At 52.8% G+C, this 13,081-nt stretch carries 17 protein-coding genes and 1 tRNA gene; 3 read left to right on the top strand and 15 right to left on the bottom strand.

The genetic code is table 11. The features are described from left to right. Positions 1–282: transposase (locus BLV81_RS18660; RefSeq protein WP_143036375.1), on the bottom strand; the 282-nt coding region annotated here is incomplete at its 3' end. Positions 283–571: 289 nt separating this feature from the next. Between BLV81_RS18660 and BLV81_RS18655 the strand changes: the two genes are divergently transcribed. Beyond that, positions 572–787 (top strand): hypothetical protein, encoded by a 216-nt coding sequence (locus BLV81_RS18655; RefSeq protein ID WP_092359043.1) that lies wholly within the window; start codon positions 572–574, stop codon positions 785–787. Between the two features lie 1,011 nt (positions 788–1,798). On the opposite strand, the gene BLV81_RS23970 is transcribed toward BLV81_RS18655, so the two are convergent. The 6 genes from BLV81_RS23970 to BLV81_RS24455 form a co-directional block, all read right to left on the bottom strand. After that, the gene (locus tag BLV81_RS23970; protein ID WP_176992892.1) at positions 1,799–1,948 is read right to left on the bottom strand and encodes a hypothetical protein; all 150 of its coding nucleotides are present in this window, start codon (positions 1,946–1,948) and stop codon (positions 1,799–1,801) included. Positions 1,949–2,195: 247 nt separating this feature from the next. Beyond that, complete coding sequence (locus BLV81_RS18645) at positions 2,196–2,531, bottom strand: type II toxin-antitoxin system HicB family antitoxin (protein WP_092359040.1); 336 nt, start codon at positions 2,529–2,531, stop codon at positions 2,196–2,198. After that, positions 2,528–2,782: a type II toxin-antitoxin system HicA family toxin gene (locus tag BLV81_RS18640; RefSeq protein ID WP_092359038.1), complete on the bottom strand. Its 255-nt coding sequence runs from the start codon at positions 2,780–2,782 to the stop codon at positions 2,528–2,530. Before BLV81_RS18640 ends, BLV81_RS18645 begins: the two co-directional genes overlap by 4 nt. A gap of 74 nt (positions 2,783–2,856) precedes the next feature. Continuing rightward, positions 2,857–3,138, bottom strand: a complete 282-nt coding sequence (locus tag BLV81_RS24465; protein ID WP_369823901.1) for a phage virion morphogenesis protein — start codon at positions 3,136–3,138, stop codon at positions 2,857–2,859. Then, positions 3,114–3,323 carry a phage virion morphogenesis protein gene (locus BLV81_RS24460; protein ID WP_369823903.1) on the bottom strand — a complete coding sequence of 70 codons (210 nt, stop codon included), beginning with the start codon at positions 3,321–3,323 and terminating at the stop codon, positions 3,114–3,116. The genes BLV81_RS24465 and BLV81_RS24460 overlap by 25 nt, the downstream gene beginning before the upstream one ends. Continuing rightward, complete coding sequence (locus BLV81_RS24455; protein WP_369823902.1) at positions 3,320–3,622, bottom strand: hypothetical protein; 303 nt, start codon at positions 3,620–3,622, stop codon at positions 3,320–3,322. The genes BLV81_RS24460 and BLV81_RS24455 overlap by 4 nt, the downstream gene beginning before the upstream one ends. On the opposite strand from BLV81_RS24455, the gene BLV81_RS18630 reads away from it, so the two are divergent. Then, positions 3,575–3,718, top strand: coding sequence for a hypothetical protein (locus BLV81_RS18630; protein WP_369823900.1), 144 nt, complete (start codon positions 3,575–3,577; stop codon positions 3,716–3,718). The two genes, BLV81_RS24455 and BLV81_RS18630, sit on opposite strands and share 48 nt — an antisense overlap. Positions 3,719–3,780: 62 nt before the next feature. Here the strand turns inward: BLV81_RS18630 and BLV81_RS18625 are convergent. Beyond that, positions 3,781–3,859 (bottom strand) — tRNA-Ile (locus tag BLV81_RS18625). Between the two features lie 171 nt (positions 3,860–4,030). After that, a complete protein-coding gene (gene rpoD, locus BLV81_RS18620) occupies positions 4,031–6,268 on the bottom strand; it encodes an RNA polymerase sigma factor RpoD (RefSeq protein WP_092359034.1) in 2,238 nt (745 codons plus the stop codon). On the opposite strand from rpoD, the gene BLV81_RS18615 reads away from it, so the two are divergent. Continuing rightward, a complete protein-coding gene (locus tag BLV81_RS18615; protein WP_143036374.1) occupies positions 6,258–6,545 on the top strand; it encodes a hypothetical protein in 288 nt (95 codons plus the stop codon). The genes rpoD and BLV81_RS18615 overlap by 11 nt on opposite strands. 281 nt (positions 6,546–6,826) lie before the next feature. On the opposite strand, the gene dnaG is transcribed toward BLV81_RS18615, so the two are convergent. From dnaG to BLV81_RS18585, 6 genes are all read right to left on the bottom strand, one after another. Beyond that, positions 6,827–8,623, bottom strand: coding sequence for a DNA primase (gene dnaG, locus BLV81_RS18610; protein ID WP_092359030.1), 1,797 nt, complete (start codon positions 8,621–8,623; stop codon positions 6,827–6,829). A 52-nt stretch (positions 8,624–8,675) separates the two neighbouring features. Further along, positions 8,676–9,125, bottom strand: coding sequence for a GatB/YqeY domain-containing protein (locus tag BLV81_RS18605; RefSeq protein ID WP_092359028.1), 450 nt, complete (start codon positions 9,123–9,125; stop codon positions 8,676–8,678). Positions 9,126–9,322: 197 nt separating this feature from the next. Next, positions 9,323–9,535: a 30S ribosomal protein S21 gene (rpsU, locus tag BLV81_RS18600; RefSeq protein ID WP_005665410.1), complete on the bottom strand. Its 213-nt coding sequence runs from the start codon at positions 9,533–9,535 to the stop codon at positions 9,323–9,325. Between the two features lie 122 nt (positions 9,536–9,657). Continuing rightward, entirely contained in the window at positions 9,658–10,536 is an 879-nt protein-coding gene (locus BLV81_RS18595; protein WP_092359026.1) for a Wzz/FepE/Etk N-terminal domain-containing protein, read from the bottom strand. A 93-nt stretch (positions 10,537–10,629) separates the two neighbouring features. Beyond that, positions 10,630–11,826, bottom strand: a complete 1,197-nt coding sequence (locus BLV81_RS18590) for a BaiN/RdsA family NAD(P)/FAD-dependent oxidoreductase (protein WP_092359024.1) — start codon at positions 11,824–11,826, stop codon at positions 10,630–10,632. A gap of 32 nt (positions 11,827–11,858) precedes the next feature. Further along, the gene (locus BLV81_RS18585) at positions 11,859–13,010 is read right to left on the bottom strand and encodes a YbdK family carboxylate-amine ligase (protein ID WP_092359055.1); all 1,152 of its coding nucleotides are present in this window, start codon (positions 13,008–13,010) and stop codon (positions 11,859–11,861) included. Between the last annotated feature and the right edge of the window lie 71 nt (positions 13,011–13,081).

The following is a 13,081-nucleotide window of genomic DNA, read 5'->3' as shown; positions in this document are numbered from 1 at the left end:
CATCAGTTCCACATTGCGCTGCACTTCCCGTTCAAGACGCCGGCTCGATTGAATGCGATTGAGGTAACCGTAAATGTAGATTTTAAGGAGTACAGAGGGGTGATACGCAGGCCGTCCGGTTTCTGCGGGATTGACACCATCAAATCCCATTTTATCCAGATCCAGTTCGTCAACGAAGACGTCGACCACCCGTACCGGGTTGCTCTCTGTAACGTAGTCGTCCAGCTGCTCTGGAAGCAATATGCCTTGTGCCCGGCCCCTGCCTTCGATGAAGCGCCCCATATCGATCACCCGAAATATGACGAGATATCGCTAGGACACGGCAAGGCTTATTTCGTTTACTCGAAAAACAAGAAAGTTACGTTATATTTGAAGCCGGATCCCGATTGGATCCGTTTTTACACAGTCTGGGCCAAAAGGAGACCTTCGAGCCGAGAGTGTTTTTCGCTATATTATCGCCGTGAAGTCGCCATTTTCAAGGAAAACAAAATGATTACGCCGGAGCATTCCAAAGCAATTGCCAATGCTTTGGCAACCAAAATTGTGACCAATTTTATTTGAGGCCAGAGCAATGTTATTTAGAAAATATGATCGCAACAGCATTGAATGGAAGCAATTTATCGCGTGGGCAATCGGAACCATCGTTATGCCATTTGTTGCCTTTCCTTTTATAAAAGAAGCATCTCCAGATCTTCAATTCGATATTGCGGTGATTCTCATTTTGGCTTTCTTTTGGGGAATTTGTAGCGTGATTCTTCGTGTCTTCATAAAAAAAAATATCCACTAATAGAGTTCCGCAGACGCGACGCGCGACTTACCGCAACGGGTAGCGAGGCGACAGCCGGCTTTCGGCCAGTAGCGGTCCTTCATATATCCCACCAATTCGATGCCGTTTTACCAGTTATTTTGTGGCAACATTCGTCAATTGCCTTCCACTACGGTTAAGGAACTACGATGAGCATGATTAGTGCAACAGCAGCGGTAGTTGCGATTTGCCTGTCGTTAGTTTCACTATTGGCGAATCGAGAGCGAGCGAAGCATCGGGACGGTGGCCTCAAATTTAGGATGGAAAAGACTCTTACTTACACCTTGATTGCGGTAACGTTAATTTCAAGTTGCATGGCATTGTTTTGGCTCCTAAAGGAGCCACATTACCAAGGTCAAGGGGACGATGCAGTTGTTCCAGCTTTCATCGGATTCTGCGCGATATTGTGCGGCCTTGTCTTTTCGTCGTACGAGGTACGACTTGGCGAAACGAATTTGTACTTTGGAATAAAAGGCCGAAGAGAGATTAGCTATTCTTCCATCGCAGAAATCCATGACATAAGAAACGAAGGAAGCCCAAGAATGATTTTGGTGACAAACTTGGGGACGCGAATTGGCATATGGAGTAACTTACTTGGCTATGACGACCTGGTAGCAGAGCTAAAATCTCGATGTAATTGCACGTATACCGTTATCAAGAACCATGAAAAATAAGAAGATAAAAATGGGAAAGTGAATGCGATTTAACTCGACATTCAACACTGGCACCTAATGACGCTGGTTAGTTCAGCATTGAGCGTCCGGTATCGGGAAACCTGAATGACAGCAACGGGTCGGGTGCGGCCCGTCGCAGTGCAGCGAATGTCGGGTCGAATCTGAATGAAATGAACGCCTTCCTCCTGATGCAAGCGAGCTAGTACAAATAAGCATCCGTAAAGCTGTTGCGGATGCGGCCCCATCCGTTAGTTCAAGGGGACATTTCTCCCGTCAATACTAGCTCTGAAGCTAGCTCGTATCAATTCAGTATCACTCGCTACCCGAAGTTAGATGAGGGGGCATCGGAGACCCGCACACGCTGTGCGTCGTAATCGATATCGACCACAGAGCCGACCCGAATCATGTTCAGGATTAAGCGCAGCAATTCGGAAAGATCGGTGGAGAGGTCGGCGGTCATGCATGGCATGTTGCCGCGTTGCCGCCGCTAATGCATCAAGCAGAGGGTTGATAAGCTGCTTATCAATTCTGTCGATATTTCACTGTACGTGCGCGCGTGAGAAAGTGCAGACTTAGACGCGGCGACGCGGTCGGTGCGCTAACACCGACCACGCCACCGTGCCGGCAGAAGGGATCTGCAACCTTGGTTGCCTCGGCTGCGAGTTGTCACAGCATTATTGGGATGTTGCCAGCGCTGGGTTAAAAGCGATGAAGGATTAAGCGTGTGCAGCATGCTCCAATGCTTCACTGGCCCACTGGTTCAAACTCTTGCCTGATGCCTGGGCCGCGATGGCGGCGGCGGCATGCACTTCTGGCGGTATGCGCAGCATGAGCTTGCCGGACGCCGGTTTTCCCGGCTGGCGTCCGGTAGCTTTGCAATCGGCAAGATAATGATCGACTGCTTGATGAAAATCAGCCGTCAATTCTGCAACCGTTTCACCGTGGAAACTGATGCTGTCGATGATGCCGAGAACGCGCCCAACAAAAATGCTGTCGCGTGGATCGTATTCAATACGGGCGGTATAGCCGCTGTAGGTCATAGTGTTGTTCATGGTGTGATTCCTTGTGACGTCAACAACTCTCGGAGTTCCTCAACTTGATAACGTTTTGCTTCTTTGCCAGGGTGCGGACGGTGTGGATAAAGGCGCTTCCCGTTCAACTCAAACACCACGCGCGAGCCTTCGCCCTCGCGCACTTCGCCGCCAACTGATATAAGCAACGCTTCGAGGTCGGCAAAGACGATTCCCGGTAAAGTTGGCTTGGTAAATACCGCTAGCAGTGTTTTTCTGTGCTTGGATTTCATGCGTTGATGATAGCGTATTTTGATATCATGTCAAATGGTTTGATATCATATTTTGATTGCACATTCAGGCGGCATTAAAACATGTTCAAATGGCGCAACAGTGAGTCCCGGATCAATGCCTGATCCGTGGCACTGAAACCAAGCAATGGCTGGGCCGGATACTGATGTTCCGGCCCTTTTTTCGACACCTTATCTTTCAATCCCTCCTGGTGCACTCGCGCGATGCGGGCGACCCTGCCAAAGAAACCGACCGTTATCCGTTTTTCGTCCTGTTGAGTTTTGAGATTCTTCGTCATGCGCAGCTTCTCAAACATGGCGGCATTTTGGCGCTTTATTCTGTCCTTCTTCCCGTGCAGATCCTTGCGCTTCTTGCGCGCCGTGTACGTCGCTCCATCCGGCGTGTGCTGACGGCGATGCGTTGCGCCTGGCTGCGCCGGAGATCCTGGGCGACCTTGCGATTTAACGCGCGGCGTTGCGCCGGCTGCAGCCTGGCCAGCAGCCCGCCAACCCACGCCTCAACGGCGCGCAGATTTTCCGTCATTGCGGATCCTTCGGCGTAAACCATTCAGCGATCAATGAATCCCCTGCATACAGCATCCAGAAATCGTCGGTGTATTCCGGCGTCGGCAACGGTTCGGCCAGGTGCCGCACCATACAGAATACGGTGAAGGAGAGCGGTTGTTCCAGGCCGCTTATGAGGCTTTTAGAGATGGCGTAAAGATCGCGAAATTGATATTGCCCAAAGGGCAGTTGACTCATGTGCTTCGGCATACATTTGCCAGCTACTTCATTATGAACGGTGGCAATATTCTCGCTTTGCAGAAAATCTTGGGGCGTCATAGTTTGACGATGACGTTACGTTACGCTCATCTTTCGCCGGACCATTTGCAAGAGACAAAACGCCTGAATCCGTTGGCGCAACTAAATCTCTGTTGACCCTTCGTTGAGCCTTTAGAAATGACAAAGGGTTACGTGTGAACGTAACCCTTTGTTTTATATGGTGGGCCCCCCCAGAGTCGAACTGGGCACCAACGGATTATGAGTCCGCTGCTCTAACCAAGCATGAGCTAGGGGCCCAATTCCTCAGGGCGCTGTAGTTGTCGTGCTCACGGTGTCTGCGGAAGGCATATCCGCTTAACCGCGCTACAGCATCTTAAAATCAATCCCGTATTATAGAAAAATACCTGAGTGAAAGGTAGTCGAATTATCGTGAATCATTCAAAAACACTGAATGATTCACCGATAATCTTAATTACCTTCGAGGAAGCTCTTCAGTTTGTCGGAACGCGATGGATGGCGCAGCTTGCGCAGCGCTTTAGCTTCTATTTGCCGAATCCGCTCGCGTGTCACGTCGAATTGCTTGCCGACTTCCTCCAATGTATGGTCGGTCGACATTTCAATTCCGAAACGCATCCGCAATACCTTCGCTTCACGTGGGGTCAGCGAATCCAGGATATCTTTCACCACACCGCGCATCGATGCGTGCAAAGCCGCATCCGCTGGCGCCAGCGTGTTGTTATCCTCGATGAAGTCGCCCAAGTGGGAATCGTCGTCGTCGCCAATCGGTGTTTCCATCGAAATCGGCTCTTTGGCGATCTTCATGATCTTGCGGATTTTATCTTCCGGCATTTCCATCTTGATCGCGAGAGTCGCCGGATCCGGCTCGGCGCCGGTTTCCTGCAGGATCTGGCGGGAGATGCGGTTCATCTTGTTGATCGTTTCGATCATGTGCACCGGAATACGGATGGTGCGGGCCTGATCGGCGATCGAACGCGTGATGGCCTGACGGATCCACCAGGTCGCATAGGTCGAGAATTTATAGCCGCGACGATATTCGAACTTGTCGACCGCTTTCATCAAGCCGATATTGCCTTCCTGGATCAGATCCAGGAATTGCAGGCCGCGGTTGGTGTATTTTTTCGCGATCGAGATCACCAGCCGCAAGTTGGCTTCGGTCATCTCGCGCTTAGCCATGCGCGCTTTCTTCTCGCCGGCGCCCATCTTCTTGTTGATGCCGCGCAGATCCGGCAATGGCAGCACGACGCGCGCTTGCAAGTCGATCAGGCGTTGCTGCAGCTCTTTCACTGCTGGTACGTTACGGCTGAGCACGGTGCTGTATGCATGGTTGCCGTTGACTTCGCCGTCGACCCAATCAAGATTGGTTTCGTTGCCGGGGAAAACCTTGATGAAATGCGGACGTGGCATGCCGCACTTGTTCACCGCGACATCGAGGATCTGGCGCTCGATCTGACGCACTTCATCGACTTGGCCGCGCAGGGTGTCGCACAATTTTTCGACGACTTTGGCGGTAAAGCGAATCCCCAGCAATTCATTCGAGATGATTTCCTGCGCTTTGACGTAAGGCTTCGAGTTGTAGCCTTCTTTTTCGAAAGCTTTGCGCATCTTGTCGAATTGCGTCGAGATGATCTCGAACTTGCCGAGCGCATCGCGTTTCAATTGTTCAAGTTGTTCGGCCGAGAAGCCGGCAGCGCCAGAGGTCGAGCTGGCGTCATCTTCTTCCTCGGCTTCTTCTTCCTCTTCTTCGTCTTCTTCGCTGTCGTCGTCGGTGGCGGCTACTGCTGCACTGGCGGTTGCGGCTTCGTCAGTCTGATTGGGATCGACCAGGCCATCGACGATTTCGTCAATCTTGATCTCGTCCTTGCCGATCTTGTCGGCAGCCAGCAAAATCTCTGCGATGGTTGTCGGGCAGGCGGAAATTGCCTGGATCATGTCCTTCAAACCGTCTTCGATACGCTTGGCGATTTCAATTTCGCCTTCGCGTGTCAACAGTTCGACCGAACCCATTTCACGCATATACATGCGGACCGGATCGGTGGTGCGGCCGAAGTCTGAATCGACGGTAGACAGCGCAGCTTCCGCCGCAGCCTCCGCATCGTCGTCGCTGGCGACGGTGGCAACGTTATCGGACAGCAGCAAAGTCTCTGCGTCTGGCGCTTGTTCGGAAACGGCGATACCCATGTCGCTGAAAGTACCGATGATGCCTTCGATGGCTTCCGGATCGATAATGTTTTCAGGCAGGTGATCGTTGATTTCGGCGAAGGTCAGGAAGCCGCGCTCTTTACCCATCTTGATCAGGGTCTTGAGCTTTTGACGGCGGGCTTCGAGTTCTTCTTCGCTAGCTTCGGTGTCGGACGAGAAGGCGTCTTTCAGCAAGGCCTTCTCTTTGGCTTTGCGATCTTTCGCCTTGGCCTTGTCGACCGCTTTCAGTTCCGCGCGCTCGACGGCATTGAGTGCCGCGACTTCGTCGTTTTCCGGCTGGAATTCTTTTGGCTTGCGACCACGACGTCCCGGTACCTTCACCGACGGCAAGATATAGCCGGAAGTATCAATCGCCGCCAGTGTTGCGGCATCCGTGGTTTGACTTACGCCTGATCCAATCATCACGCTGACGTCGGCTTTTACTGGAGCCGCCGCTGCGTTTTTGGATGATTTGACGACTTTGAGTTGAGGTTTCTTGTTTGTCACAGGGGCTTTCGATTTCACAGATACTGGTTTTGCAACAGCTCTTGATGCATTCGTGGTCGTTGCAGTTGCTTTAGAAACTACCTTCTTGCTAACGGGCTTGACTGCCGTTTTGGGTGCAGCTGCCGTCTTTTTAACGGTGGATTTCGCGCTTGAGGAAGAGCTGCTTGTTTTGGCCTTAGCCGCTGCCGGCTTCGTATCTTTTACAGAAAGTGTCAGGGGTTTCGCTGGTCTCTTCATTGCATTCGCCATGGAATCAAATACCAATTGGTTACACTGATTTGCTTGCAGCAGCTGCCTGTACTCTGTCCGTTGAATTTTGATAAGCCTGAATCGCTGACAGAATCACCTGAGCGCCGGTTCTTTCCTCGTTACGTCCTATCCATCTAAATCAATCTGGTGCTACTATCAATTCAACGCCCAATTTGGCTATGCCTAAGGTGTTGAATCTAAAGCCTTTAATTATAGCATACGGAGGGCCTTTCCTCCAATGGAAGCGGCCGCATTGTGCTGCCGGATTCCCCTCTTTTGCATAGCTCCGCTTATATTTTAAGCAAATTTTTAACGCAAATTCATTTCCGCTTCAGCCTCGCGCCGCAACTGTTCCTGTTTTTGCATCAATTCCCGATAGCGATTGCGCGCTTCTTCATTGCCAAGTCCGGTTGCCGCCAACTGATCGAGTTCGTCTTTCAATATCTTCATTTTAGTCTGGCGAATTGCGCCCGCCAGTTCTAATCGCGCTGCTTCGGTTTCGGATTCCGATTCTGCTGCAATTTCTGCAATCAACGATTCGAAATCCTCGCCGCCTTCGCGTAAATGTTCAGCCAACGTTGCAAAATTGGCTTGTTCGCCCATCGCATGACTTGCGCTGATCAGGCGTGCCAGCATTTCTGCGCGATCCGGCGCAAAGTGCGCCACCGCATCCAGCGCCGCATCATCCAGTTCCGAGGCGAACGCCGGGTGGGCGACCAGCAAACGGATGATTTGCCGTTCCAGCCCGACTGGCGCCGGCCGGTTGCTGCGCGGTGGGGCGCGGCGCGCGGTAGCGATCGGCTTGGCCAGTTCGAACAAGGACTCGATTTCATTGGGCGTCGATTGCGTCAGCTGCGCCAGGCCGCGCACTATCTGCAGCCTCAATGACGAGGGTGGCATCAATTGCAACAATGGCTTGGCGTCGTATTGCGCCCGCGCCCGTCCTTCGGACGTGTTCAAATCGGCTTCGGTCGTGACCTCGTTCAGTAAAAATTGCGATAACGGCATGGCGTCATGAATCTGGCGCTCGAATGCCTCCGCTCCCATTTCCCGCACAAAACTGTCCGGATCGTGTTCCTGCGGCAGAAACAGGAATTTGATGACTTTATTGTCGGTCGCATGGGGCAGGCAGGCATCCAAAGCACGCCGCGCCGCTTTGCGACCGGCGCGATCGCCATCGAAACTGAAGACTACATGATCAGTCTGGCGCAGCAATTTATGCACATGGGTCGGTGTGCAGGCGGTGCCCAATGTGGCCACTGCCTGCGGGAACCCGAGCTGAGCCAACGCCACCACGTCCATATAGCCTTCGGTTACCAGCACGTAACCCGCGTCGCGGATGGCCTGGCGCGCTTCGAACAAACCATATAGCTCGTTACCCTTCTGAAATAAGGGTGTTTCCGGCGAATTCAAGTACTTCGGTTCACCGCCATCCAATACGCGGCCGCCAAAACCGATAACTTGCCCTTTGGTATTGCGTATGGGAAACATGATGCGATCGCGAAAGCGGTCATAGCGCTTGCGATTGTTGCCTTCTTCGTCAGTGCGGTCGATCACCAGGCCGGATTCGACCAAGGCGGTCACTTCATAGTCAGGGAACACCTGGCGTAAGCTATCCCAGTTGTCCGGGGAATAACCTAGCCCGAACTTTGCTGCAACCTCGCCAGTCAGGCCGCGTCGCTTCAAATAGTCGACAGCATGTGGTGCAGTGCGCAAATGCTGCCGATAAAAATCGCAGGCAGCGCTCATTGCATCCGACAGGGCCAGGCTTTTTGCCTGGTATTCGGCGCGTTGTGCCGGCGGGATCTTGTCGTCGTTATCCGGCACCGTCATGCCGACGCCTTGCGCCAGGTCTTTCACTGCTTCCACGAAGCCAAGGCCGGAATATTCGATCAGAAAGCCGATCGCCGTGCCATGCGCGCCGCATCCAAAGCAATGGTAAAACTGTTTGGTCGGACTCACCGTGAAACTAGGCGATTTTTCGTTGTGGAAAGGGCACAGGCCCATCAGGTTTGCGCCGCCTTTTTTCAATTGCACGTACTTGCCCACCACATCGACAATGTCGACGCGGTTGAGCAGGTCTTGAATGAAGGATTGAGGGATCACGTAGACTTGACGGCGGGCGGTCTGTTGGCGTGTTTATCGGACAATCAAGCGATCAGGCTTTAGTCAATGCGACTTTCACCAGCGCCGAGACCGCAGTCATGTCGGCGCGGCCGGCCAGCTTAGGCTTCAAGATGGCCATGACCTTGCCCATGTCCTGCGGGCCGGCGGCGCCGCTGGCCGTGACGGCGGCCGCCACCTCGACCTGGATTTCCGCATCTGTCAGGCCTGCCGGCATGTAGTTGGCGAGGATAAGCAGTTCGGCTTTTTCGATATCGGCCAGATCCTGGCGGCCGCCGGCTTCAAACTGGCTGATCGAGTCTTTGCGTTGCTTGATCATCTTTTCAATGATGGCGAGCACATGGGTGTCGCCCAATTCGATGCGCTCATCGACTTCTTTTTGCTTGATTGCCGCGGTGATCAGGCGGATGGTGCCCAGTTTTGCGGTCTCTTTGGCACGCATCGCGGCCTTCATGTCTTCGGTGATCTGTTCTTTCAAGCCCATGCGGTTCTCCATTCGGTGGTGTTTTCATCTGAAATCAGAAAAACAAAAATACTCGATGACGATGGCGGCCGTGTAACGCTGCCGTTGATGGTGTGAAAAACGGCAAAACCCGCTGCGGAGCAACACCGGAGCGGGTTTGTAACGCGATTCAGTCAGCCGCATCAAGATTTGTATGCGGTGAAGAATTAGTACAAATATTAGTACAGTTTTTTCGGCAATTGCTGGCTGCGAATGCGCTTGTAATGACGTTTTACAGCAGCTGCCAGCTTGCGCTTGCGCTCTGCAGTTGGCTTTTCGTAAAATTCACGTGCACGCAACTCAGTCAGCAGACCTGTTTTTTCAATAGTGCGCTTGAAGCGACGCATCGCAACTTCGAAGGGCTCATTTTCTTTAAGACGAATTGTGGTCATGTAAATTCAAACCAAGTTTGTGTAGGGAAGAACGAGATTATAGCGGGGAAAACCAATAAATGGAAGTCTTATCCCGCGATGTTTTAATCTTGCCGCTTATTTTGCAACATCATTTACAGCGCCTACGGCGATATTTTAGGGCGATTGCGATCTAAAAAGAGGGCAATTGCAGCACCTGCTATCGCTCCAAGAATCAGTCCGATGGCGAGAAATATCGAAAGTTTCGGGAAGTAAGGTTTTACCGGCACGAAAATGGCGTCCACCAACATGGTCGGGAAACTGTCGGTTTTGGTGCGAAGATCCACCAAGGCGGCTTGTTCGCTTGTCAGGGCGCGTATCAACTCATCCTGTTTTGCCAGCACATTAATAGCCACCACACTTGGCTCAAATCTGGCGCCGGCGGAGGAACTTGATGCATTCTTGAGATTGGCTTCCATGCGGGCTTTCTCGGTTGTTGCCTGCAGCATTTCGCGCGTATTGACTCCAAGGCGATCATTCAGGTTTTTCACCATTGGCGTCAAGCGTACGTTATGCGCATTTATCAGTGCTTGTACCGCCGAGTTCAAGTTGTTTTTGGCGTCTGTCGGGGAAAAGCCGGCAACGTTGATATCCACAAAATCGGTGTTTTTCCCGGGAGTAGCTTTAAGTGTTTTGCGGAAAAGACGGGTACGGTCGTCACGGTCTTCATCTAAAGGAAGACCGATCGCAGCCAATGCCTGATCTTGCAGTTGGCGCTGCTTGAAGCGCTCGGCGGCTTGTGCAGTAGGTTCGATCAAGGTCGTCGGATTGACTGGCAATTGACCAATTTGTATGGTCGCCGCTGCCTGCCATTGGGGTTGTACGGCGAATTTGAATGCGATTGCAGCGATCAGGGCGACAATGATGCATCCCAGCAAAACCAGCCAATGGCGTTTGAAGCTGCCCCATATTGCGGCCAGATCAATCTGTTCGGTATCTTCGAGTTGTGTTGCGTCAGTACGGGGCGAAAAATTATTGGGCATGGGAAAGTATTATCTTTAATGGGTTTTATTAACTGTATTGATATTTAGCGGTGATTTTACTGCTTGCGAGGCTCCGGATGTCCATTTTCATGGTTAGATTGTTAATCCTGCCGCAGTAGCCGAGGCCCAGGCCCATTGAAAGTTATAGCCGCCCAGCCATCCGGTGACGTCAACTGCCTCGCCGATGAAATACAAACCGTTGACCTTCTTGGACATCATGTTCTGCTGCGATAGTTCCCTGGTGTCGATGCCACCCAGGGTAACTTCGGCTTTGCGATATCCTTCAGAGCCGTTGGGCAAGATGGTCCAGCGATTGATCGCATCCCCCAAATTTCGCAGCAGGCGGTCCGGCATGTCCGCCAGGCGCGCCGCCGGATCCAGTTGGTTGGCCTCGATGATGCCGTGCGCCAGCCGTGTCGGCAGCCATTGTGCAAAGACGTTGCCAAGATTCTTTTTAACTGAGGTTTTGCCGTCAATTAAAGTGCTGACGACGTCGATTTCAGGCAGAAGATTCAATGACAGGGGGGTGCCAGCCTTCCAAAAGCTGGAAATCTGCAGGATCGCCGGCCCCGATAGCCCGCGATGCGTGAACAGCAAGTCTTCCTTGAATTCGCCGCGGGTTTTCTTAGCGCCGGTTTCCACTTCAACCGGCAAGGCAATGCCGGCCAGCGGCAAAAATGGCTGCCAGGCTGTTGCATCGAAAGTCAGGGGCACCAGGGCGGGCTGAGGTTCGATCACGTCCAAATCAAATTGACGCGCGATGCGATAAGCGAAATCGGTGGCGCCAATTTTGGGAATGGACAAGCCGCCGGTAGCAATGACGACATTGCTCGCAAGTATTTCTCCGGCGCTGCTGTCTATCCGGAACAGATCGCCGCTCTTGCCCACGTTGGCAACGCTGCAAGGCATGCGCCAGCTGACATTGCCCAGATCGCACTCTGCTTTCAGCATGGCGATCACCTGCTCCGAGGAATCGTCGCAGAACAATTGCCCTTTGTGCTTTTCGTGATAGCCAATCCGGTAGCGCTTCATCAAGCCAAGGAAATCCTGCGGCGTGTAGCGCGACAGGGCGCTTTTGCAAAAATGCGGGTTCTGCGACAGAAAATTTTGCGGTCCGGCGTTGATGTTGGTGAAGTTGCAGCGGCCGCCGCCCGAAATGCGGATTTTTTCCGCCAGCTTGGTGGCGTGATCGATGAGGACGACTTTTTTCCCGCGTTGCCCGGCTACTGCAGCGCACATCATGCCCGCGGCGCCGGCGCCGATGACGGCGACATCAAATTGTTTTTGCATCGATTTTTATGGAAATGATATTGAAAACCACGTTACTGGAAATATGGCGGCGGCTCTTGCCCCATCCATAGTTCCGACGACAGGCGCATCATGTCATTGAGCGAACCGCGTTGGGTAAATGTCTGTCTGAGCCAGCTGGCATCGCTGAGACGGTCTTCTGCCATGTGGCGCAAGCGCTTGATGGTCAGTTGCTCCGCTTCGTTCTGAGTATACCGCTGCAAGTCCTGCAGATGGTCCAGCAGATGCTGGTAGATCGGTAATTTTGACGAGTCGGCCGGGTTGTTGCCATGCAATGCCATGGAACCGTTCAGGCCGTAACGGCTGGCTTCGAAGCGATTGTATTGGTACAGCAGATAAAAATCGTTGGTGATGACAAACGGTCGTTCCGTCAAAATCCAGCGCGCCAGCAATTGCGCATAGCATCCCAGGTGTGCAGCGTGCTCTATCGTCAGCGGCGTGTCGCAAACGCGGATTTCAACCGTGCCGTATTCCGGCTTGGGCCGGATGTCCCAGTAAAAATCCTTCATGCTGCCGATGATCCCCATGCGCAGCAATTCATCGTAATACGATTCAAAGTCAGTCCATCGGGTCAGCGTCGGCGCAGTTCCTGACAGCGGAAATGCGCGCACCACGTTGCTGCGCGACGATTCGAATTTGGTGTCCGCACCTTGATAAAACGGCGAGGCCGCCGAGAGCGCAATGAAATGCGGTACGAAGCGCGAAAACGCATGCGTCAGGTAGAGCGCGTCGTCGCCGTTTGGCACGCCGATATGGATATGCTGGCCGAAGACGGTGAACGTCTTTGCCAGATAACCGTATTTTTCATGCAGATGATGGAAGCGCTCGCTAGGAGTAATCCGTTGTTCGTTCCAGTGCTGGAAGGGGTGCGCACCGCCGCCGGAGACATCGATATTCAGATATTGCGCGCCCCGGTTCAGCGCAGCGCGCAGTCCTTTCAGTTCCTCGATCAGATGGTCGACCCGGGTGTGCACGTCTGAATTCAGCTCGATCATGCCTTGCGTCATTTCCAGCTTGATCTGTTTTTGCAGGTCGCGCGGTTCGATCCAGGTCAGCAGATCAACGGCGTCGCTGGCCAGGTTGTAGTTGCGGCGATTTACCAGTTGCAGTTCGAGTTCGATTCCCATCGTGAATGGGTTGGAACTGGTGAAAGGCAGGCTCTCCATTTTTGCTGCTTCGGATTGCCTGTTCCCGTCTTTGGCGCCGCCTTCGGTATTTTCATTCATGGCCTTATCCA

It is taken from the genome of Collimonas sp. OK242, from assembly GCF_900107095.1.
In the GTDB taxonomy this organism is placed as follows: Bacteria; Pseudomonadota; Gammaproteobacteria; order Burkholderiales; family Burkholderiaceae_D; genus Collimonas.
The sequence above is the reverse complement of the archived record's forward strand: the minus strand, read 5'-3'. Positions and strand labels throughout refer to the sequence as shown.